The organism is Pseudoalteromonas sp. NZS11_1 (assembly GCF_015864275.1).
Taxonomy (GTDB): domain Bacteria; phylum Pseudomonadota; class Gammaproteobacteria; order Enterobacterales; family Alteromonadaceae; genus Pseudoalteromonas; species Pseudoalteromonas arctica.
The window spans coordinates 25,415-47,959 of the sequence record NZ_JADYXK010000006.1; the positions used below are offsets into that span (position 1 = coordinate 25,415).

The 22,545-nt window shown below is 39.5% G+C and carries 20 protein-coding genes, 1 other RNA gene and 1 pseudogene; 16 read left to right on the plus strand and 6 right to left on the minus strand.

Annotated elements, in window-relative coordinates; translation table 11 throughout:
- Position 1: 1 nt before the first annotated feature.
- The 7 genes and pseudogenes from I6F44_RS06655 to I6F44_RS06685 all read left to right on the plus strand — a co-directional run.
- On the plus strand, positions 2-436 hold the full coding sequence (locus tag I6F44_RS06655) for a DUF4381 domain-containing protein (RefSeq protein ID WP_004335624.1): 435 nt from the start codon (positions 2-4) through the stop codon (positions 434-436).
- A complete protein-coding gene (locus I6F44_RS06660; RefSeq protein ID WP_165734787.1) occupies positions 429-1,415 on the plus strand; it encodes a vWA domain-containing protein in 987 nt (328 codons plus the stop codon). Before I6F44_RS06655 ends, I6F44_RS06660 begins: the two co-directional genes overlap by 8 nt.
- Complete coding sequence (locus I6F44_RS06665) at positions 1,415-3,337, plus strand: VWA domain-containing protein (protein ID WP_197173491.1); 1,923 nt, start codon at positions 1,415-1,417, stop codon at positions 3,335-3,337. The genes I6F44_RS06660 and I6F44_RS06665 overlap by 1 nt, the downstream gene beginning before the upstream one ends.
- Positions 3,331-4,989, plus strand: coding sequence for a BatD family protein (locus tag I6F44_RS06670; protein WP_197173492.1), 1,659 nt, complete (start codon positions 3,331-3,333; stop codon positions 4,987-4,989). The genes I6F44_RS06665 and I6F44_RS06670 overlap by 7 nt, the downstream gene beginning before the upstream one ends.
- A gap of 62 nt (positions 4,990-5,051) precedes the next feature.
- Positions 5,052-5,609 carry a sigma-70 family RNA polymerase sigma factor gene (locus I6F44_RS06675; protein WP_032827217.1) on the plus strand — a complete coding sequence of 186 codons (558 nt, stop codon included), beginning with the start codon at positions 5,052-5,054 and terminating at the stop codon, positions 5,607-5,609.
- Positions 5,609-6,361: a DUF3379 family protein gene (locus tag I6F44_RS06680; protein WP_007582005.1), complete on the plus strand. Its 753-nt coding sequence runs from the start codon at positions 5,609-5,611 to the stop codon at positions 6,359-6,361. Before I6F44_RS06675 ends, I6F44_RS06680 begins: the two co-directional genes overlap by 1 nt.
- A 196-nt stretch (positions 6,362-6,557) precedes the next feature.
- A pseudogene (locus tag I6F44_RS06685) lies at positions 6,558-7,229 on the plus strand (Tim44 domain-containing protein); the annotation flags it as partial.
- A gap of 48 nt (positions 7,230-7,277) precedes the next feature.
- Here I6F44_RS06685 and ggt read toward each other — a convergent pair.
- Together ggt and I6F44_RS06695 are read right to left on the minus strand one after the other, a co-directional pair.
- Positions 7,278-8,951, minus strand: coding sequence for a gamma-glutamyltransferase (ggt, locus tag I6F44_RS06690; RefSeq protein ID WP_197173493.1), 1,674 nt, complete (start codon positions 8,949-8,951; stop codon positions 7,278-7,280).
- A gap of 86 nt (positions 8,952-9,037) precedes the next feature.
- The gene (locus tag I6F44_RS06695) at positions 9,038-9,586 is read right to left on the minus strand and encodes a GNAT family N-acetyltransferase (protein ID WP_197173494.1); all 549 of its coding nucleotides are present in this window, start codon (positions 9,584-9,586) and stop codon (positions 9,038-9,040) included.
- A gap of 51 nt (positions 9,587-9,637) precedes the next feature.
- Here I6F44_RS06695 and I6F44_RS06700 point away from each other — a divergent pair, with 51 nt between their 5' ends.
- On the plus strand, positions 9,638-10,003 hold the full coding sequence (locus I6F44_RS06700; RefSeq protein ID WP_007582001.1) for a hypothetical protein: 366 nt from the start codon (positions 9,638-9,640) through the stop codon (positions 10,001-10,003).
- Positions 10,004-10,106: 103 nt separating this feature from the next.
- On the opposite strand, the gene fabB is transcribed toward I6F44_RS06700, so the two are convergent.
- On the minus strand, positions 10,107-11,318 hold the full coding sequence (fabB, locus tag I6F44_RS06705; RefSeq protein ID WP_007582000.1) for a beta-ketoacyl-ACP synthase I: 1,212 nt from the start codon (positions 11,316-11,318) through the stop codon (positions 10,107-10,109).
- A gap of 178 nt (positions 11,319-11,496) precedes the next feature.
- Here fabB and mnmC point away from each other — a divergent pair, with 178 nt between their 5' ends.
- From mnmC to I6F44_RS06720, 3 genes are all read left to right on the plus strand, one after another.
- The gene (mnmC, locus tag I6F44_RS06710) at positions 11,497-13,506 is read left to right on the plus strand and encodes a bifunctional tRNA (5-methylaminomethyl-2-thiouridine)(34)-methyltransferase MnmD/FAD-dependent 5-carboxymethylaminomethyl-2-thiouridine(34) oxidoreductase MnmC (RefSeq protein ID WP_197173495.1); all 2,010 of its coding nucleotides are present in this window, start codon (positions 11,497-11,499) and stop codon (positions 13,504-13,506) included.
- Positions 13,507-13,573: 67 nt separating this feature from the next.
- A complete protein-coding gene (locus tag I6F44_RS06715) occupies positions 13,574-13,897 on the plus strand; it encodes a hypothetical protein (protein ID WP_165721355.1) in 324 nt (107 codons plus the stop codon).
- Positions 13,898-14,080: 183 nt separating this feature from the next.
- The gene (locus I6F44_RS06720; protein WP_197173496.1) at positions 14,081-14,716 is read left to right on the plus strand and encodes an NAD(P)-binding oxidoreductase; all 636 of its coding nucleotides are present in this window, start codon (positions 14,081-14,083) and stop codon (positions 14,714-14,716) included.
- 179 nt (positions 14,717-14,895) lie between these two features.
- On the opposite strand, the gene I6F44_RS06725 is transcribed toward I6F44_RS06720, so the two are convergent.
- On the minus strand, positions 14,896-15,654 hold the full coding sequence (locus I6F44_RS06725; protein ID WP_197173497.1) for a sulfite exporter TauE/SafE family protein: 759 nt from the start codon (positions 15,652-15,654) through the stop codon (positions 14,896-14,898).
- Between the two features lie 186 nt (positions 15,655-15,840).
- Here I6F44_RS06725 and I6F44_RS06730 point away from each other — a divergent pair, with 186 nt between their 5' ends.
- From I6F44_RS06730 to I6F44_RS06740, 3 genes are all read left to right on the plus strand, one after another.
- On the plus strand, positions 15,841-16,845 hold the full coding sequence (locus I6F44_RS06730) for a YHYH protein (RefSeq protein ID WP_024591658.1): 1,005 nt from the start codon (positions 15,841-15,843) through the stop codon (positions 16,843-16,845).
- A 35-nt stretch (positions 16,846-16,880) separates the two neighbouring features.
- Positions 16,881-17,177 (plus strand): hypothetical protein, encoded by a 297-nt coding sequence (locus I6F44_RS06735; protein ID WP_024593920.1) that lies wholly within the window; start codon positions 16,881-16,883, stop codon positions 17,175-17,177.
- A gap of 156 nt (positions 17,178-17,333) precedes the next feature.
- Positions 17,334-18,443 (plus strand): hypothetical protein, encoded by a 1,110-nt coding sequence (locus I6F44_RS06740; RefSeq protein WP_331459052.1) that lies wholly within the window; start codon positions 17,334-17,336, stop codon positions 18,441-18,443.
- A gap of 99 nt (positions 18,444-18,542) precedes the next feature.
- Here the strand turns inward: I6F44_RS06740 and ssrA are convergent.
- Positions 18,543-18,899: a transfer-messenger RNA gene (gene ssrA / locus I6F44_RS06745) on the minus strand.
- A 263-nt stretch (positions 18,900-19,162) separates the two neighbouring features.
- On the opposite strand from ssrA, the gene I6F44_RS06750 reads away from it, so the two are divergent.
- Entirely contained in the window at positions 19,163-20,788 is a 1,626-nt protein-coding gene (locus I6F44_RS06750) for a DUF342 domain-containing protein (RefSeq protein ID WP_197173499.1), read from the plus strand.
- On the opposite strand, the gene rnt is transcribed toward I6F44_RS06750, so the two are convergent.
- A complete protein-coding gene (rnt, locus tag I6F44_RS06755) occupies positions 20,772-21,464 on the minus strand; it encodes a ribonuclease T (RefSeq protein ID WP_197173500.1) in 693 nt (230 codons plus the stop codon). The two genes, I6F44_RS06750 and rnt, sit on opposite strands and share 17 nt — an antisense overlap.
- Before the next feature lie 202 nt (positions 21,465-21,666).
- Between rnt and I6F44_RS06760 the strand changes: the two genes are divergently transcribed.
- Entirely contained in the window at positions 21,667-22,545 is an 879-nt protein-coding gene (locus tag I6F44_RS06760) for a flagellar protein MotY (protein WP_197173501.1), read from the plus strand.

Below are 22,545 nucleotides of genomic sequence, written 5' to 3' on the forward strand. Positions count from 1 at the left end.
CATGCAAACCAATCCACTCGATGGCCTGCACGATATAATAGCGCCAAGCCAAGTTAATTGGTGGCCACTCGCCCCTGCTTGGTGGGTTATTATTGCACTGCTGTTTTTAGCACTGTGCGCAGCTATTTATATATTTTACAAAAAACATAAATTTAAAAAGCCTAAACGCTACGCAATACAATTAAGCCAAAGTGAGCAAAATCCTCAGCAACTGCATATTATTTTAAAACGTTTAGTGATTGAATATTACGACAAGCGCCTTGCTGCGCAATCTACCTCTAAATGGTGCACAACACTTAATACGCTTACCGGTTTGAGCTTTACAGAACAAGAAATACTAAGCTTGTATAACCCCAGCCAAAAAGATACAACACTGTGCGAAAAATTTCGCCAAGGTATTAAGCAATTTAAAATAAAGGAGTCAGTAAATGTTTGAATTTAGCTGGCCATGGTTATTTTTATTACTGCCCTTGCCTTTATTACTTTTACTATTAAAACCCGCGGCAAGTAATGCCAGTACGCGTTTACGTATACCCAGTTTTGCAAAGCACAATTTAACCAGCCAAAGCATTGAGCCACACGCACGACGTTTAAATCCTTTCGAATGGATAATTTGGTTATTACTTGTTACTGCCGCTGCCAATCCAACATGGTTAGATGAGCCAATCTCATTACCAAATGAAGGGCGCGATATAATGTTAGCAGTTGACTTATCAGGCTCGATGACCGAACAAGACATGGCTTACAATGGCCAATATGTTGACCGCCTTACCATGGTAAAAGCCGTACTCAGTGATTTTATAGAGCAGCGTCAAGGCGACAGGCTTGGGTTGATATTATTTGGCGACACCGCATTTTTACAAACCCCCCTCACGCGCGACGTTAAAACAGTAAGTAAAATGCTCAGTGAAGCGCAAATTGGTTTAGTGGGACGCGCAACAGCCATTGGTGATGCATTGGGTCTTTCGGTAAAACGCTTTGCCAATAAAGATGAGAGTAACCGTATTGTGGTGCTATTAACCGACGGACAAAATACCGCTGGTAATTTAAACCCAGAAGATGCACTACTGTTAGCTCGCGAGGAAGGTATTAAAGTGTACACTATTGGCGTTGGCTCAGATAATCCGCGCGGCTTTAGCCTCTTTAATATGGGTGGTTCTAGTGGCAGTAATTTAGATGAAAGCTTACTTAAAAAGATTGCCGATCAAACTGGCGGATTATACTTTAGAGCTAAAGATGTAGCAGGCCTTCAACAAATTTACGCAGAGCTTGATAAACTTGAACCTATTAGCGCTGATGAACAAACATTTCGCCCACAAAGCTCATTATTTTACTACCCGTTACTTATCGCTATTTTACTTATTAGCTTAAAAGTAATGCTGAGTACACTGCGTGCATTAAAGGAGCCAAACTAATGGATTTTGAATTTATTCGCCCCGCTCTTTTATGGTTACTCATACCTGCTGTGGCATTATTTTTTGTCGCCTTAATTAAGCATAAAAAAACCACCAGTGAGCAGCTAATTGCACCGCATTTAGCACAATTTATAATGAGCGAAGCAAACACTAAAGCCAGCCAGCCACTTTGGTTAGTTGCTTTGTTTTGCAGCCTTGGCATTTTATTTAGTGCTGGGCCTAGCTTTGAGAAAAAACAAGTTCCTGTATTTCAAAGTAAAAGTGCCCGTGTAATTGTTATGGATATGTCGTACTCAATGTACAGCACCGATATTTTACCAAATCGTTTAATGCAATCACGCTTTAAAGCGCTTGATATGATTGAGCTATTTAAAGAAGGTGATACCGCGCTTGTAGCTTACGCAGGCACGGCCTATATAATATCGCCACTAACAAACGACGCCACAACACTTAGTAATTTAATTCCAAGCTTAAGCCCTGAAATAATGCCAGACAAAGGCTCAAACGTTTTAGCCGGTCTTGATATGGCCAAAGAGCTATTAACGCAAGCGGGTTATATTGATGGCGACATTATTTTAGTGACCGACGGTATTGACCAGCAAGAACAAAGCGACGTGAGTAGCTTTACTAGTAACACCCAATATAGATTAAATATATATGGCGTGGGTACCGCTCAAGGCGCTCCAATTAAGTTACCTGAAGGTGGTTTTTTGAAAGACAGATACGGCCAAATCGTAGTACCTACTCTCAATGCCAGTCAGCTTAAAAATTTAGCATCGAGCAGTGGTGGTAAATTTGCTAGTTACCAGCCTAGTAATAACGACATAAATACGTTTGCCCCAAATGCACAAAGTGAATTATTGAAAGACGAAAAACAAAGCCACGCACTTTGGCGAATAGATGCAGGTATATACGGACTCTTGTTATTACTGCCATTTGGCTTGTATTTATTTAGACGCGCTGCCTTGCTGGGGTCTTTTTTAGCCTTTAGCTTTTTACCGCAGCAAGATGCGTATGCCGTAGAGCTTCCTACTCTTTTGCAAAATGCAGATCAACGCGCATTAGAGGCTTACAAAAATAAAGAATACGATGCAGCAACACAGGCGCAATCGAGTGAGTTAAAAGGCGCGGCGCTTTACCAGCAAGGTAATTTTGATGCTGCACTTAATGAGTTTAGTAATGATAAGTCGGCTACCGGTTTATACAACTACGGTAATGCCCTCGCCAAAGCTGGCAAGCTTGAGGACGCCATTGAAGCCTACAAACAAGCCCAAACCTTACAAGACGACTTTACACAAGCAACTGACAACCAAGCTTTAGTTGAACAATTACTCAATCAACAAGATCAGCAAAGCGACGGCGACGACTCTCAAGACCAAGATGATAGCCAGAAAAAAGATGAGCAAAACCAAGGGCAAAATTCTGATGAGTCAAAACAGGATAAGCAACAAAATGGTGATAAAAGCGATTCTGAAAAAGGCGAAAACGAAAGTCAAAGCTCAAGCGATGAAAAATCTGATAAAAAATCAGATAAAGAGTCTGAACAATCAAAAGATCAACAAGGTGAGCCTGGCGAGCAATCAGACAAGCAAAATGAACCTGATATGCAAGCTCAGCCACAAAGTGAGCAAGGGCAAAATAAAGACGCTGACCAGCCTCAAGACGAGCAGCAACAAAGTAAGCCACAAACAATGAGTGAGCAACCAGCCACTGATGAGCAAAAACAAAATGCTCAGCAACAAGCTATGCAAGCCCAAGCAAGTGAGCTCACTAATGAAGAAAAAGAAAAAGCACAACAGCTTAATCAACTACTTAGAAAAGTCCCGGACGATCCGGCTATTTTATTACGGAATAAAATGCAATTAGAAGCCCAAAAAAGACAATATAAACGTCGCCCTACAGGAGTCGAAAAATCATGGTAATGCGATTATTTTGCTGTTTATTGCTATTAAGTGCGATGCCTTCGTGGGCTGCCACCAAATTAGAAGCCAGCGTAGATAAAAACCCTGTTTTAGCGGGTGAATTTTTTATGCTTAATATATCCGTAGACGATACAGTTAAAGGCGAGCAACCAGACACCTCATCGCTGTTAAAAGACTTTGTGGTAGGCCCAACAAGCTTAAGTTCTCGTACCAACATTATTAATGGCAGCATTAATAAACAAACCACGTGGTCAGTTAAATTAATGACCCGTTCAGAGGGCGATTACACTATTCCGGCATTTAGCGTTGCAGGGTTAACCTCACAGCCTATTAAATTAAAAGTGGCAAAACGCTCAGTTGATGCAGATAAAAATAACGAAATATTTTTAAAAACGTCGCTCTCAAGTAATTCATTGTTTGTCCAAGAAGCCGGCGTTTACACTATTAAGCTTTACCTTGCCAAAGAACTGCTTGATGGCAGCTTAAGCACACCAAGTATGGAAGATGCTCAGCTAACCCAATTGGGTAAACAAACTGAAAGCTATGAGCTTGTTGATGGTAAACGCTACCTTGTTATTACTCGCGAGTATTTGATTCAGCCACAAAAAAGTGGTGCGTACACTATTGCAGGCCCCGCTTTTCAAGGGCGAGTACAACAAAATTATCGTCAATTAGAAGTATCAGCTCTTGGCGACGATCAGCAAATAGAAATTAAACCAATTCCGAGTGACTATAAAGGTGCATGGTTACCAAGCGAGCTGGTTAGTCTTGATGAAGAATGGCAACCTAACGACAACACCGTAGAAGTCGGTACGCCTATAACACGTACTATTACACTTACTGCGCTTGGGGTTACAAAAGAGCAATTACCTGAAATCTCTATGCCTACCATTGATGGCATACGCAGCTACCCTGATAAAAAAGAAAATAACAATGCAGTACGTGACGGACGCGTTGTATCGCAGCAAACTGCATCGTATGCATTACTGCCGCAAAAACCAGGTACTTACACTTTACCTGAAATACAGCTGCCTTGGTTTAATACTAAAATGAACCGTATTAGCGTAGCTACATTGCCAAAGCGCACTATAACGGTAACGCCAAGTAGTACCGCACCTAATACCACCGTGGCAAACCCACAATCAAACCCAAACAATTTACCTGCTATTGAAAATATTTCGAATGAAGCGACAGGCACACAACGTATTGAAACTAAAAGTGATACTCCTCTTTGGTTAATAGTTGTTGCCGCTTTAGGGTATATTTTATGGATTGGTACTGTAATTTTTTACTTAATGACCCGTTCTACTAAAAATACGACTGAGAAATTACAACCAAACAACCGTGATATTTCTCAGCCGAGCTTAAATGAGCTTAAAACGCTCGCTAAAACGAACGATGTGAAAGCTTTTTACACCGCATTAAATAGTTTTTCTGTAAAGGTGACTCACAAAAATGTTGGCGCTATTGATGAGCTTTGCGTCCGCGTAAACAGCAGCGAGCTTAATGGCCTCATTAGCCAATTGCAGGCACAACTTTATAGTAATAAAGGCGCAAACACGGATCTTAATGCTATTATTAAAATTCTTGAGAACTATCAAACTCAAGCATCAAAGTCGCAACAAGCTGTATTAAAAGACCTTTATGATTAATAACTACGATACTCAGGTCTTTTTTTGCAATAAATAATAATTTTTTAATTAAAAAAGTGCTTATGCTTGGAAAGAAAAAATCAAACAATCAGGTCTTAATCGATATGGCAGAGAAACAAAAGCGTTATGAAGCCTTGGTCCACGTTTACAATAAAGAGCTTTATCGCTTTGCTTATTGGTTATGCCGTGATCCGCACATAGCAGATGATTTAGTACAAGAAACGTTTTTACGCGCATGGCGTTCTCTCGACTCTTTACTTGATCAAAAGGCAGCTAAACCTTGGCTGCTTACTATATTACGAAGAGAAAATGCGCGCCGATTTGAACGTAAACAGTTTGATTACAGCGACGTAGAAAACGATACGCTTGTTGATGAAACCAGCCACTCATTAGATGATGAAATGGAGCAAACGGTTATCCAACGCCAGATTGCCCTGTTATCTGATGAATACCGAGAGCCATTATTACTACAAGTTGTAATGGGCTGCTCTGGCGAAGAGATCGCAGGCATACTTAATTTAAATAAAAACACGGTAATGACTCGTTTATACCGTGCCCGAAATCAACTTAAAGAGGCTTTAAGCCGTGATGATGAACAACTTAAAGGGGCATCAAAATAATGGATGAACTTGAGTTTCGTCGCCGCACTATTGCGCAGCCAAACGACATTGACAAGGAGCTCATGGAGTTTGCTAACAATAACCCAGAGCGACAAAGTTTTATTAACGATATGAAAGATTTTGATAAATTTATTCAAGACTCTTTAGATATACCTGTGCCTGAAAACCTTGCAGACCGCATTCTTTTAAACACATCGTTAAAAGAAAAAGCACTACAAGAAGAGCAAGCAACAGGAAAAAATGTAGTTGATGCCCGCTCGCGTTTTAAGCTTGACCGCGTGCATCTTGCATTAGCTGCATCTTTTGTAGTGGCTATTAGTGCTTTCTTTTTTAGTACAGAGCAAAATATTGCACACGAAGCGGGTGAGCATGCGCTTGCCCATGTGTACTACGAAATTAGTGCGCTTGATAAAAAAGAGCCCATTAGCCTACAAAGCGTTAACGACAAGCTTGCAGTATTAGGTGGTCATCTTGATGAGCTTCCTGGTGATGTAACTTACGCTATGTTTTGTGATTTTAAAGGCGAAAAAGGGCTACATTTGATATTTGAGTCTGACTTTGGTCCTATGACGGTATTTATAGTGCCTTCTGAAAATAAATCATTTGGTTTTGGCGATGATAATTTCAAAGACGAGCGCTTTGAAGGTCATATTAACCGAGGCTCACAAGCAGATACTATTTTAGTGGCAAGTGTTGGAGCACCTCTAAATACTTATAACGAACGCGTTACTGGCGCTATTCGTTGGCTTTAAAATAAACAAATTTACCGCTTAGTCTCTACTAAGCGGTTTTTTGATTATATACCTACCAATAAACCTTTTCTTTTATACTCAAAACCTCTGATTTTTAAAGTAATTAATTAAATTCCCTAAGAAAGTAAATTATAATCACGACTCGATTTTAATTAGGGAATTTCATGAAGAACATCATCGTTATTTTTTCATTATTGGCATTATGGCTGGCGTTTTGGGTGGTCTTTTAGCGGGTGGCTTAATTGCAGCAATGTTAGGCGACGATTTTGAAGGTTTTCAGCTATTAGAAATGATTTTATTAGCTGGCGGACTATTTATTTTATTTAAGCTAGTAACAGGCTTTTTACGTGCTAATCGTGCCCCACAACTTGCAAATGCCAGTGCGGATACAAGTGCTCAGCAAAATGCTTTTAAACAAGCACCAATCGAGCAGCCAATGAGTACAGGCTTTGCTAACAGCGCCCCACAAGGTGAAAGTGTCCCTTTTAATTTACCACCTAACTTTGACGTTAATGGCTTTTTGCAAGGTGCCCGTAGTCATTACCATACGCTACAAACTGCATGGAATAATGCCGATTACACCACAATGGCTGAATACTTAAGCCCTGCACTTGTTGCCGAATTTAAAGCTGAGCGTGAAGCTATACAGAGTGTAGACACTGAAGTAATGTTTATTGATGCCGAACTTGTGCGTGCAGATACAAACGCGCAATCGTGGCAGGTTAGTGTTCGCTTTAAAGGTAAGTACCGTGATTTAGGCGATAAAAAAGAACAGCCTATTTTAGAAATTTGGCACTTAGAGCGTCTAATTTCAGACGATGCTCCATGGCTAATAGTGGGTGTTGAAGATTTAATTGATACTCAATAAGCTTTTATTATTTTAAACACCGCGCTTTTTAGCGCGGTGTTTTTTTATTTAAAAAACAATTGATTTACCGCGCCCTGATGCTTCAGAAGCGGCATCTAATTGGCCCTCTTTATTAATAATAACGTGTAAGTCACCAAAGTGTCTCTCGTCTATGGTGTAACCCATTTTTATAAGCTCTGCTTTTACGCTATCGGTTAAACCTATGTGCGTTCTAATTATATTTTTAGGCCACAATTGATGATGAAAACGAGGACTATTTACAACCTGCTCTGCACTCATATCAAACTCTATCGCATTTAAGATAGATTCGTACACAGAGCTAATAATGGTTGTGCCACCAGGCGAGCCTGTCACCATTTTAACGGTGTTGTCTTTAAGTAGTATTGTAGGTGTCATCGAACTCAACATACGCTTGTGTGGCTGTATTTCATTAGCTTTACCGCCTATTGCGCCAAACACATTCATAACGCCTGGTTTGGCGCTAAAGTCGTCCATTTCATCATTTAAAATAAATCCCGCACCTTCAACAACTACACCGCTACCAAACCCTAAGTTTATTGTGGTGGTATTTGCTACAGCGTTACCCATTTTATCAACGATTGAAAAGTGCGTAGTTTGCTCACTTTCTTTAAGGCCCGGTTTAATATTTTCGGTAGTCGAGATAGCGGTTAACGAAATGCCATTACTGCGCTCTTTGAGGTAGTTAATATTAGTTAACGCGTTGACTGGTACATCAAAAAAATCAGGATCGCCTAAATACTCTGCTCTATCTGCAAATACACGTTTACCTATTTCAGAAAGTAAGTGCACATACTGAGTCGAGTTATGCGCTAAGCCTGTATCTGGTTTTTGTAACTCATACATTTTGAGCCACTGTAAAATAGCAATACCACCTGAACTCGGCGGTGGCGAAGTAAGTACTTCATAACCATTCCAACTTGCTTTAATGGGTGTACGTGATTTAGCGGTATAATTTTTTAAATCATCTTGATTAATAATACCACCATGCTGGTGCATAAATTTAGCAATAATATTTGCAGTCTCGCCTTTATAAAATCCATCTTGGCCGTTATCACGAATACGCTTTAGCGTTGCCGCTAGCTCGGGTTGCTTAAAGACTTTATTGGCTTTTACATCAGCAAAATATTTTTCGAAGTTTACATTTATTTTTTGCTCTTTTAGATGGGCTATATAATGGCTAACACCTTTTGCTAACTTAGGCGGAACTACAAACCCTTGCTCAGCCAACGTTACAGCAGGCTGTACTAGTGCTTCCCACTTTAAAGTGCCATGCTTTTGATGGGCAAGCCACATACCCGCTACACTGCCAGGTACACCGCTTGCGTGAATGCCATATATTGATTTGTTTGCAATAACATTACCTTGCTCATCTAAATACATATCACGATGAGCCGCTGTTGGTGCTGTTTCGCGATAATCTATAAAATCGCCTTTGCCATCTTTTTGAATAAGCATAAATCCCCCGCCGCCAATATTTCCGGCTTCAGGAAGCGTCACTGCAAGTACAAATTGTGCCGTAATAGCCGCATCAACAGCATTACCGCCTTGCTCTAATATACTTTTAGCAGCATCGGCACTGAACGAGTCAGGCATTGCGACCGCGCTTTGCGCTAAAGGCTGCGCCAAAACACTAAAAGTAGTGAACTGTAAAACCAGTACACTTTTGACGATTAATTTACGTGGTGAAAAAAACAATCCCATACAACATCCTTAATTTATTATTTTTGTTGCCCATATTAATGCACGTCATTTAAGGGCAGGTCAATCTTTATACTGTTGATATTTAATCATCTTAAAACGTTTTTTGAATAAAGTACTGCGGGTAAGTCGCCTTGCTCATCTGTATGTGTATAATTTTTTATAAATTGCAGGCCTAACTTTTTCATTATTGTTATAGAGGCCGTATTATCTTTTAGTGCAGTTGCGCTTATCGCCTTAACGTCATCTTGCTTAATGAGTTCATCACATAATGCTAAAGCCGCCTCGGTTGCATAACCATGCCCCCAACTCGCTTGTTTAAAGCGCCAACCTATTTCAATATCGCTGTAATTTGGTACATCACTAAAGAAATCCATAGGTCTTATTAATACCCAGCCAATAAATGTATTGGTTTGCTTTATAGTGATACTCCACAGCCCCCAGCCTTTTAGCTCATTTCTATATGCGAGCATACGAGGCACTCCCTCATTTTTTATTTGTTCTAAAGAGGTAGGTACGCCTCGCGTTAAATACTGCATTACAGCGGGGTCTTGGTCGAGTTCAAATAATTGAGGCCAATCGTGCTCACTCATTAATTTAAAATTTAATCGTTTTGTTACGGGGGCGTTCATTTTCATTGTTGTATAGTCTGCCTCGAATTAATTATCAGTCTCTAAAGGAGATAGCACATGAATAAATTAGCAGGTTTAGCTTTATTAGGCACTTTAATTACATTGACTGGTTGTGAAGATGCCAACGAAGTAAAAGAAGATGCAAAAGATAAAAGCGCACAAATGCAAGAAAAGCTTGGTGATGCATGGAACGACGTTAAAGAGACAACTAACGATCTTAAAAATGATGAGTCTTTAAACGAGCTATTAGAGCAAAGTAAAACAATGGGCTTAGACATGTACGACGACGGCAAAGAGATTGCGGTTGATGCATGGATTAAAAGCAAAGAAACTGCTGGCGAGTTAACTGAAAAAACTAAGCAGAAAGCGCAAGAAATTGCTGACGAAATTGAGCAAGCGCGTAAAGAACATAACGAAGGTTAATTTAACTTTCGATAATAAAAAAGGAAAGCCTCGGCTTTCCTTTTTTGTTTTAAGCAGTTTAGCCCTGACATGTGTTTACATATTCAGGGCTTATAAGCTCAAATTAACCTTTGTACTTACTCATAACTAAAGTCGCGTTTGTGCCACCAAAGCCAAAGCTATTAGACATTACAGTATTTAACTCAACATCACGACGTTCAGTAATAATATCTAAACCTGCCGCTTGCTCATCTAGCTCATCAATATTAATTGAAGGCGCTACAAAGCTGTGCTCTAGCATCAATAATGAGAAGATAGCTTCGTGAACACCTGCAGCACCGAGGGCATGACCCGTCATTGCTTTAGTTGCGCTGATCATTGGTGACTTACCACCAAACACTTCTTGAATCGCACCAAGCTCTTTAACGTCGCCTACAGGTGTAGATGTACCATGCGTGTTTAGATAATCAATGCTGTCTACATCTTGCATAGCTTGGCGCATACAACGTGCTGCACCTTCGCCAGATGGAGCAACCATGTCGTAGCCATCTGATGTTGCACCGTAGCCAACAATTTCAGCGTAAATGTGCGCGCCACGTGCAAGTGCATGTTCAAGTTCTTCAACTACAACAATACCGCCGCCGCCAGATATAACAAAACCATCGCGATTTGCATCGTATGTACGAGACGCTTTTTCTGGTGTTTCGTTGTACTTAGTAGAAAGTGCGCCCATAGCGTCAAATTCCATTGCCAATGTCCAGTGTAGTTCTTCACCGCCACCAGCAAAAACAACATCTTGCTTACCTAATTGAATTTGTTCTACTGCATTACCAATACAATGCGCAGATGTTGCACATGCAGAGCTAATTGAGTAGTTAACACCTTTAATTTTAAAAGGTGTTGCTAAACAAGCAGATGTAGTACTCGCCATAGTACGTGGAACCATATAAGGCCCTACACGTTTTACGCCTTTTTCACGTAAAATATCAGCAGCTTCTACCTGCCATTTAGACGAACCACCGCCAGAGCCAACAATAATACCCGTGCGCTCATTTGATACTTGGTCGTCAGACAAACCTGAGTCTTCAATTGCTTGAGTCATCGAAATATAAGAATATGCAGCAGCATCGCCCATAAAGCGCATTGCTTTGCGGTCAACATGTGCTTTAACGTCAATATCAATTTTACCCGATACGTTACTACGTAACTTATAATCGGCAAATTCTTGGTTAAAAGCGATGCCGCTTTTGCCCGTTTTTAACGATTCTAATACTTCTTCTTTGTTGTTACCAATGCTTGATACAACACCGATACCTGTAATTACAGCTCTTCTCATGGGTAATTCCCTTAGCTTAATACTTAATTGCATTCTATTTTACGCGAATTTAATCACCTAAGTGGTCAGCTTTCTAGCGTACACTTGTACTCTGAACTGCTAGCTTATAAATAACGCCAGACTATTACAAAGAAAACCCGTAAAATAATTAAAAATATATCTATAAATTTAAAAAATTATGATTAAGAACGCACATAGTCACATTAATAATTTAGGTACACCTTTGACTAATGACTCCGGTGATATTTATTTTTCTAATGACGATGGCTTAGCTCAATCGCATTATGTGTACTATGAGCAAAATAATATAGATGTACGATTACAAAATCATGACCAATCACATTTTGTTATTGCCGAAACCGGTTTTGGCACCGGTTTAAACTTTTTAAATACGTGGCAACGCTTTAAAGACCACCTTGAGCGGATGCAAGTTCAAAATGAATGTGAAAAAAGCGTAAAACGCCTACACTATATTTCGTTTGAAAAGTATCCCTTAACATTAACAGACTTAAAACAAGCATTAACCGCTTGGCCTGCCTTAAATTATTTTAGTGAGCAACTAACAGTAAACTACCCAATTAATTTAGAAGGATGCCACCGGCTCGAATTTAATAATGGCAGTGTTGTTCTCGATTTATACTTTGGTGATGCGCTTGAATCAATAAAAGCAATGAGCTATCCACAAACAGGTATCGTTGATGTTTGGTATTTAAATGGGCTTGAGCCAAGTAAAAATCCTGATATGTGGCAGCAAAGTTTATTTAACTCCATGGCTGATATATCAAGAGCTAATGCAACCTTATCGACTTTTACTGCCGCTGACTTTGTTCAACGAGGATTAATAGAGGCTGGCTTTAGCACTAAAAAAGCCAAAGATTTTAATCAAAGAGAAGATATGCTTATTGGCCAACTTAAACATGTTAATAACGCTCAATCACCCCCCGCTTATTTTAATCAAGATAGCAGCACTTTAAAAAACGTAGCGGTCATTGGCGGTGGTATTGCCAGTAGCTGTATTTTATACAGCTTGGCTAAACGAGGCATAACCAGCCACTTATTCTGCCAAGATGAAAAGCCTGCAATGGGGGCATCGCACAATGTGCAAGGCGCTATTTACCCTCACCTACAGGCTAAAAACTCGCCGCACAGTGAATTGTTTGCACATAGCTTTTTATACGCCAAACGCCTATATAACAACTTACTTAGCAGTGGTTTTAGTTTTGATTATGATTGGTGCGGCGTATTACAACACGCAGTGAAAAAACCTCTAGCTGATAAGCACGAAAACTTAGCACAAAAGCAACTGTGGCCAACGCAGCTAATGCGTAACGTAACCGCAGAGCAAGGCGATGAAATAGCCGGCGTAACGACAGGTTATTCAGGTGTGTATTTTGAACAAGGCGGCTGGGTTAACCCGCCGCAATTAGTAAACGCTATGCTAAGCGCTGCAAATAGCATAAACCCATTCAAAAGCGTATTTAACTGCAATATAAAGCAGCTTAAAAAAACTGATAGCGGTTGGTTTTTATTAACGAATGATGAGCAATTAGGCCCGTTTAGCGATGTAGTTATTTGTGCAGGTGAGCACAGCGATGCATTTGAGCAAACAAAAGCGCTACCTATAGTGGGCGTACGCGGTCAGGTTTCACATATTGAGGCAAGTGAGCAATCACGCAAACTCAAAACAGTGCTATGCCATAAAGGGTATTTTACCCCGGCTTATTTAGATCATCACTGTATGGGTGCCACATTTGAAAAAAACACTAAAAGCCGCCAAGTTACAGCGCTCGACAACCAATTAAACCAAGAGCAACTACTTAGCTTTTACCAACAAAGTGAATTTGCCTCTACCCTTGGCAATATAACCTCGGCAAAAGCGGCTGTTCGCTGCACATTTATAGATCACCTGCCGATGGCAGGGCAATGGTGCGAGCAAAGTGATTACATAATGGCCTTTGCTAATCTACGTTTAGGTAAACGCTACCAATATGAGCAACTTAATAAACCACAACAAGGCCTGCATATTTTTACCGGTTTTGGCGCACGCGCTTTATGCAGCGCACCGCTAAGTGCAGACCATCTCGTAAGTTGTTTAAATAACGAACCCCGCCCATTAAGCGAACGTGTAAGCCAAGCTATTCACCCTGCCCGGTTTATAGTGCGAGATTTAATTCGTAATAAAATTTAAATGACAAAGGTGCTTATTGAGGTAAAATAAGTACCAATAAAAGGAACTTATTACTCAAAGGACTCTAATGAAAACTTTAGCATTTTTAATAATGTTGCTATGCACTCTATCGTTTAACGCACTTAGCCAAAACGTCACTGAAATCCCACTTCCTGAAGAGTTTGTTACAACGATGGACGTAGCCAGCGAATACCCAATGGTACGTACTGGTTATTTAACCGATTCAATTTCTGATATCACTCGCTTTTATCAGCAAAAATTAGGTGAACCTTCAAAAACAAATGGCAATAGTACATATCGCACTTTGTTTTATAATTACCAAGAACATAAAGTCCGTATTAGTCTATACCGCCGTAGTTATGTGACCGAAGTGAGTATAATGGTTGAATAAAAAGGTCTAAAAAAACACGCCAAAAGCAGCTAATTTTAATACTCAGTTAAGCATCGTACTTTAATTAAAGTATTTTTTGAAATTAGCTCATTTAAACTCTTTTTTACCCTTTAAAAATAATCCCCTACCCCAAGGTCTGTTTGTAAGCACATTACTTTTACTATTTATTGGAAGGAGTTAATTATGAGTAAGACCCTAATTATTGGCGCAAGCGGACAAATAGGTAAAATGACAACTGAGCTACTTTTAGAAAATGAGCAAAATGTTATGGCATTAGTGCGTGACAAAAATAAGTTAAGCGATTTAAACAGCTCTTTTTTAACTATTGTTGAGCAAGATCTTGAAGGCGATTTTGGTGATGCAATGAAAGGCTGTGACCAAGTGATTTTTGCTGCTGGTTCTGGTGGAAGTACAGGCGATGATAAAACTGTACTCATTGATTTATGGGCTGCAACAAAAACAGCTACATTCGCTAAAGAGCACGGCGTTAATCACTTTATTATGGTCAGTTCAATTGGTGCTGACGATCCAGATTCGATTCAAGGTGATTTGAAGCCTTACTTAGTTGCTAAGCACATGGCTGACGAGCATCTAATAAATAGTGGTTTAAATTATACCATTGTTCGCCCTGGTACATTGACTGACGATAGTGCTTCAATGCAAGTAACTACGCAGCGACCAAGTGATCGTTCAGAAGCTAAAATTAGCCGCGAAAACGTAGCCAATGCATTATTACATATTGCGACCAACTCATTTATTAGTAACCGCATTTTTGAGTTGTTTGATGGCGACAAGCCAATTAAAGCCGCTGTTAAATAAGCTTTAATACCAATTTAATTAAACGTATGAACAATTATTACAAAGAATATGTAATTCATCGATAAGGCAAAAAATTACAGTATAGTCGCTCTATATCAGTAACTTTTTGGCGCAATGAATTATTTAATCCTCTTAAATAATTTATGTTTAATAAAATTAAATTTACTCCACTAAGCAAATTAGTGGAGTAATATTTTTATACCTTGCCAACCAAGTTGTAGCGTTAGTAACGTTAAAACTATCCTAAAAATATGCTTAAATTTATCCCCAGCCATCCTTTTAAATAATTTAATTCCGAACCAAGTTCCTACAGCGCCACTTATTACCATAGCAATTACAAGCGGTATCCATTGCCAAAAACTAAAGCCAACAGCGCCATAAATTATCGCTTTTAATAAATGCTGCACACTCATAATGCTCGAAAACGTTGCTGTAAATTTTAACTTTTCGTAATTATTTATATATAAACAGCTACCAACTAATGGGCCACTTGCCCCCACAAACATAGAAATAAAAGTAGTTATTCCACCGGCGACCATACGCCACACCTTAGAGGTTAATTTTATAGGTGGCGTTTTACCCCACAGTAAATAAATAACAAAAATAGCGACCACTAACTTCATAGCATCAAGCGATATATCATCAATAACAAAACTTGATAACCCCGCCCCTACTAAGCCGCCTAACGCAAAATATACAAACATGCTTTTATCAATATGCTTAAAACTGAGTAAAAACCTATTTGCATTAGAGCCAAGCTGTACTAAACCATGCACAGGCACAACAACTGCCATTGGCATAAACGACGCCATAACAACAAGCAGCATTAATCCGCCTCCAGCACCAAATGCAGCAGATATAAAAGAAGTAAAGCCAGCGGTGATCATTAACAATAAAAACAAAAATAAAGACATGCTGTCAGGAAATAAAAAATCCATAAAACTCCACTGCCTATTTAAGTACTTTTAAGTCGCAGTATTTAAATAGTAAAAAAGGTACTAAACACATTTATAGCAACTTTATCAGCTTCTATCTCGTGCTATGTACTATGTTGCGTTGTTTTTGCACTTTGTTTGCACATTTAACAAATATTATACATTCAACTTCATTACCGGATATTTTTGATGAGAAGATTTAATACACCAATTTTGACACCGCTTGCAGTGTGTATACTCGCACTGGGTTTAGCTGCCTGTAACGGTAGCGATGCTGAAAGTACCGTCGTAACTGAAACAACCACCGATGAGGGAACTACAACAGATACTTCAACCGATTTTGTTGTAGAAGTTGACCCTTTTAACTTTGAAAGCGATGCGCTCATTTCATCAATTACCACTCAAACATGTACGCTAAGTAATGGCGATGAAGCCTCATGCTACAAAATTGATATTGCCGGTGCGCCTTCAAATTACGAGATTGGTGTATTTTGCCCTCAAAATATCACCTCAACAGCAGACGAAGCCGGTATTTGGTTTGATGGCACCGGTGAGGTTTACGATATAACCGGAGACTTTATTTTAAATCTACCTACATTATATAACGATAGTCATTGGCAGCTATACGACGAAGGTACAGGCCTTGTAAATGTAACCGACACACAAGAATCGTGTGATGGCGCTGCACGTCCAAACGTAGAAGAACAATACCAAAACCACTGCGTAGAATGCTCTATTGATTATGTTGATGGCGGTATATCAGAATCATTTTTAATTCCAATAACGCCTGTTGCAACCACTCAAAATAGCAGTATTGGTAACGCTAATGTGGGTGTTGCTCTCAATGGTGTTGTACTTGCTGCACCCGCCCCTGTTGAGGCTATTTTAGGCGCATACACTATTGCAGCCTTTGATGATTGCGCTGGCCATATTAACTTAGTAGCAGGTTATCACTACCACGGTGAAGCAGGCTGTAGCCAAACACAAATTCAATCAGACGGTCATGCCGCCATGATGGGTTATGCACTCGATGGATTTGGTATATTTGGCATGCTTAACGAAGATGGATTAGAACCCACTGATTTAGACGAATGTAGAGGCCACACCGACGATACACGCGGCTACCATTACCATGCAGCCGATGTATCTGAAAACATGTTTATTGGTTGTTTTAAAGGTGCTACCGCAAGATAACTCGCATTCTGGCTAAATAATTAACTGAGATACTAATGAAAATATTTAACGTGATAAAAGCACTAACCACTGGCTTTTTACTTGCTGCCTCATGCTCAGCGCTAAGCCATGCAGGCCACGGCTCAAACGCGCCTTGGGAAGCATGTGAAGCAAAAGCCATTAATGAAGATTGCAGCTACACAAGCCATGATAAAAAAGCGACAGGCACATGCCAAGCAATGAACAAGGTGCTTATGTGCGTTCGAAATAAACCACTTGAAACATTAATAGACATAGCAACCCAACCAGCAAGTGATCAAAAGCAACCTGTAAAATCACTCGCTAAACGATAAAGTAACAGCTACACGCCAAAGCCTTAACGCTGTTTGTTAAGGCTTTTTTAATCGCAAATCATTAGAAAGCATACCCTTTATCTGTTAAGTTAGCTTTGTGTATCAAATAATAAAAATAAAATTCCAAAAATGGAATTACACAAGCAAGGTACTAACGTGAGCGCTACATTTAAAATTGTTTTTAATGGTCAGTTATATCAAAATACTGACCTTACCTCTGCCCAAGAACAACTCAGCCAACTTCTTAATATTCCTCATAATATTGTTATTCAGTTATTTGATGGAAAAGCTTACGCTTTAAAAAAAGACTTATCGAGTATTGATGCTGTTAAAACAGAATCCTCACTTAAAAAGCTAGGTTTGATTACTAAAGTAGAACCTCAACTCATTACTGTAATCTCTCAATCTCAAAATAATCAAATAGCACTCACTGAGCACAACAAAAATACAGATAAACACATTAGTGAAAGTATTGACGGCAAAAGTATCTCAATACAAAACGAACGTCTAGATACAGGCGAAGCCGCAAATACAGCTGCAGCTATTAAGCAAAGTTATAATAAATATAAACTACTGCGTAACACTTTAAAAAGCGCATTGTACTTTTGCTATTGCGCACTTTGTATTATTACCATAATAGGCGTAGTGCTCAGTGTTAATGCACTTAAAAACAACTTTGGCACTCTAAATAATGGAACTACAAATAACACAACTACAAACAACTTAAGTTACCAAAACTATAAACAATATTTGATTGATCAAAATAGCCTAAATCAACCAACACAAAAAGTAACAAACGAGCGAACAGCTAACCCTACACAGCAAAAAAGTAATGAGTACTTTAGTCGCTTTTCATCACTAATAAATAGCTACGCGCAAAGTACAGGACAAGCTGATATAAAAACGATGGGGGGTGATAAATTACAACAGCACCTACAAGAAATAGACGACCTAGGCCCTAAAAATGAATTTTGGCAGCAACTGATACAACTTTCAAAAAGCTTAGATAACGATAAGCACGCAATAGGGATGCTAAACAACACTGACCCCGCCAAAGTACAATGGATAAACGCGGTAGATTGGATCAGCCAAAGCTATATTAGGCAACATCAAAACTCGCAAACTACAAACACCTCCCCAGCCAATGCGGATGAGCAAAGCAGCAACCCAATACTTAATCTAACGTTGTTAATAAGTATGTTGTCGTTATTCAGTATTTTTATAATTGCAATAAAAATGAAGCTACGCGCAATTAAAAATACTTAAACTTTATTTTATAAATTCCATAAAAAAACCCGCAAATTTGGATTAACAAATTTGCGGGTTTCTTATGGTTTTCGAATAACGAGTTCAAAAAACCTTTATTGGTGGAGCTGGGGGGATTTGAACCCCCGTCCGAAAAGCCTCGACCGTCGGTACTACATGTTTAGTATTGTCATTTAATTAACCTTTAAGTCCCGGACAAACACGGTAAATAAAGGCGAGGCCGCTTAGTTTTAGCGCTTCAACCCCGGCCAGGGTTTCCGTCGCGATCAGGTGTTAGGGTGACACTCCAAAATCCAGTCCACAAGAATACATGGAAGGAGCGCTAGCCAGCCTAAGCTGCTAGAGAGTAGTTATCGTCGTTTGCGATTACTTTAGGTTGCGGCTGTTTAACGAGGCAAACCGCACCTCGACATGCACCTTGGGCTTCTTGAATTCCGTCGAATCCTAATCAGCCCCTGAATTAGTAACTCAATTCAGAGCGTACAAACAGTATAACTGAGTAAAGTACTGATACTCAAGGCCTAGTAACGCTTTATTTTAATTGTATGTGCCAATCGCGTGTTAAGTAACCAAAATTTAGTTTATGCAAGCCTATATAAACATTTACTTAACAATGTGTTTAACCTGTGTTCAAATGAGGAGTTAAGGTTTTTGCTATTTCTAAACCTTTAGTTGTAAAAAATAAAAATAATAACAGGCATAGAGTAGGGAATTAATAAATGTCGGTTTTTTCATTTGATAAAAGTACAGGGTTTGTCTCTTTAGAAAGTCACCCTATTGATAGTGGTTTTCCTGTTACAAGTACTCAGTTAACGCAAATGCTAGAGCAATCTGAGTTTAGTGAGTACGAAGCTGTCATTGCCAATATTGGAAAGCTTTTTGCGCCAACTAAAAATTATCAGGAAGTATCGCTTGTCGTTGCTAAAGCTGTAGATGCGTCGCTTGTCATTAATATTGATGAAAAAAACATGGTCGCAGAAGCAACATTAACTACCGCTAAAGGTGGCGCACTTTTGTCTATGGAAGGCGCGCAAAAAGCACTTGCTGATGCAGGTGTTAAAAAAGGAATAAGTCCTCGTGCGCTTGATACCTTTTTGGGCCAGCAGTTTGAGCAACCAGCAGGAAGCTCTTACAGTGCCATAATTGCACATGGGCGCAATCCAAAAGAAGGCAGCGATGCCAAATTTGTACGTTTATGCTCAACAGCTCAAGACCGAGTACTTAGCCCACAAGCTAAAGAAGGCGGTAAGGTTGATATGAAAAACCTTGGCGCTATTATCACCGTAAAACCTGGCACTCCCTTAATGCAGCGTATTGCAGCGACCCCTGGAGAAGAAGGCTATACGGTATTTGGCGATTCAATTAGTGCAAAACCAGGTAAAGATCACCAACTCCAGCCTTTCGAAGGTACAAAAGTAGATCCTAATAATCCTAATATGCTTATTGCCGACTGCAAAGGTGTGCCCGTTGCCCTACCCCGTGGTATGCGTGTAGATGACGTTTTATGCTTTGATAACGTAGATGTAAGTACAGGCCATGTTGATTTTGATGGTAGCGTAATTATTACTGGTGATATTAAAGACGGCATGCGTGTAAAAGCCAACGGTGATATTACGGTACTTGGTTTTGTAGAATCAGGAACTGTTGAAAGTAAAAGTGCGGTAACTATAATGCTTGGCGCAATTGGCCGAAAACGTGAAGGCGAGGAAGCATTTACGTGCTGTATAACCGCTCAGCGAACTATTTCGATTGGTTATGCCCAGTACTGCAACATTAAATCCGAACAAGATTTATTTATTGAACGCCAAGCTCTGCATTGTGATTTAAGTGCTAGGCGATTAATACGTGTAGGCAAAGCAAATGACCCGCGAGGTAAAATTATTGGCGGTAATATTTTAGATGCTATGCGCATTGAAACGGGTGAACTAGGCGCGCCAGCCGGTACTAAAACACGCGTATTTTTAGCGCAGCTCTGGTTTGAGCTTCGCCAAAAGCAAACACAAATAACCGATTTTGAAAAAGTACTTGCGACTAAAGTAACCGCTTTACAACAAGCTCGCGAAAAAGCGAGTAAAATTGCGGGGGCTGCTCAGCGTCAGCAATTCATGAATAAGATAACTGAAAATGAAAAGCATATAAAAATACGCTCTGCGCATATTCATCGTCAAAAACTACTTATTAAGCAAAAAATAGTGCAATTACTTGCCAGCAGTCGTTTAAAAGTAAATGAATTAATGCACCCTGGTGTGGAGCTTAAAATAGCGAAAGATTCTAAACAATTTTCGCGTATTTACCCGCCCCACCTAGTTAAGCTAACTGAGGGTAAAATTACTCAGACGTTTTAGTTTCTTCGTCATTTTTTGTTTCAACTTCAGCATCAGCGTCATCTAGTGGCGCTAATGGCCAACCACCTAATTGCTGCCAGCGGTTTACTATTAAACAATAAAGCTCAGCTGTACGTTCTGTGTCGTAAAGCGCTGAGTGCGCTTGGCTGTTATCAAACTCGATACCAGCCGCTCTACATGCTTTTGCTAATACAGTTTGCCCTAACGCTAAACCCGCTAAAGATGTTGTATCAAAGCTTACGAAGGGATGAAATGGCGTACGCTTAATGTTATTACGCTCTATTGCTGCATTTAAAAAGCCATGATCGAATGCGGCATTATGCGCCACAATAACTGAGCGTTGGCACCCAGCAGCCTTTTGCGCTTTGCGTACTACTTTACATATTTCTTTAATTACTTCATCTTCAGGTACTGCGCCACGTAATGGTGAAAACGGGTCTATACCGTTAAAGTCGATGGCTGCTTGTTCTATATTAGCGCCTTCGAATGGCTGAACATGAAAATGAACAGTATGATCTATGCTGAGCAGTCCTTCGTCATCCATTTTTAAAACAGAGGCTGCTATTTCTAACAAGGCATCTGTTTCTTTGTTAAAACCTGCAGTTTCAACATCAATAACAACAGGAAAAAATCCACGAAAGCGTTTTGCGAAAGGTGTTTGCTCAGTATTTGCCATAGTCTTCTTTGTTTATACGTGTAAGCTGACTATTATGTCAAAATTGATGCCCCCTAGGCTAGGGGATTTAAGTATTTATTGCTTTAAAATTGTAGGCACATAACTTGCTTTAACTTATAAGTTAGTTATACAGAGAACAAACTAATCATTGCAGTCGTTAATTTGCCAAATTATTGGCATTCCCGGATAGCTGGAGAGCACCATGAAGTATAAGTTGTTATTTATTAGCCTTAGTATAAGTGCGGTGTTTTGCAGTACTCACTCGCAAGCTGCTATGCGCCAATACACAGCAACCCAAGACAACTCCAACTGGGAAGTCGTTAAAACAACGCGCTTACAATGCCAATTAAATCATGAAGTTCCTTATTACGGTGAAGCTATATTTAAAGCTTCTGCAAGTAAAAATAAAAACTTAACATTTAATTTAGATATGGTTGTACGCCCAGATAACTATGCAATTGCAGGTTTAAAAGCAGTGCCACCTACATGGCGTGTAGGATTGCCCGCTCGCGATATTGCAAATATGAAATTACTTAAAAAGTTTGATGGCGAGCTAGGCAATAAAACCGCATGGGAAATGCTTACCGAGCTTGAAAAAGGCTACTACCCTACTTTTTATTATCAAGACTGGCAAAACAGTGCCGATAAAATTGCCGTTGGTATATCGAGCGTAAACTTTAAACAAGCTTACTGGGCTTTTTTACAATGCCGTGATGAGCTACTCCCTTACAGCTTTGAAGATATTTCGTTTACTGTAATGAACTATCAATCTAACAGCAGTAAATTAACTAAATCCTCGCAACAGCGTCTTGATAAGATTGCTGAGTATTTAAAAAATGATGCAAGCATAGAGTCCATTAGTATTGACTCATACACAGATAGTTATGGCGGACGCTGGAATAACTTAGATTTATCGCGCAAGCGCGCCAAAACTATAAAAGATTATATGGTGAGCTTGGGTGTTGATGAAACAAAAGTACAAACAACCGGTTTGGGCGAAAAACGCTTTGTTGATAATAACGATAACATTTTAAGCCGAGACAAAAACCGTCGTTTAATTATTCAAATAGAAAAAATGTAG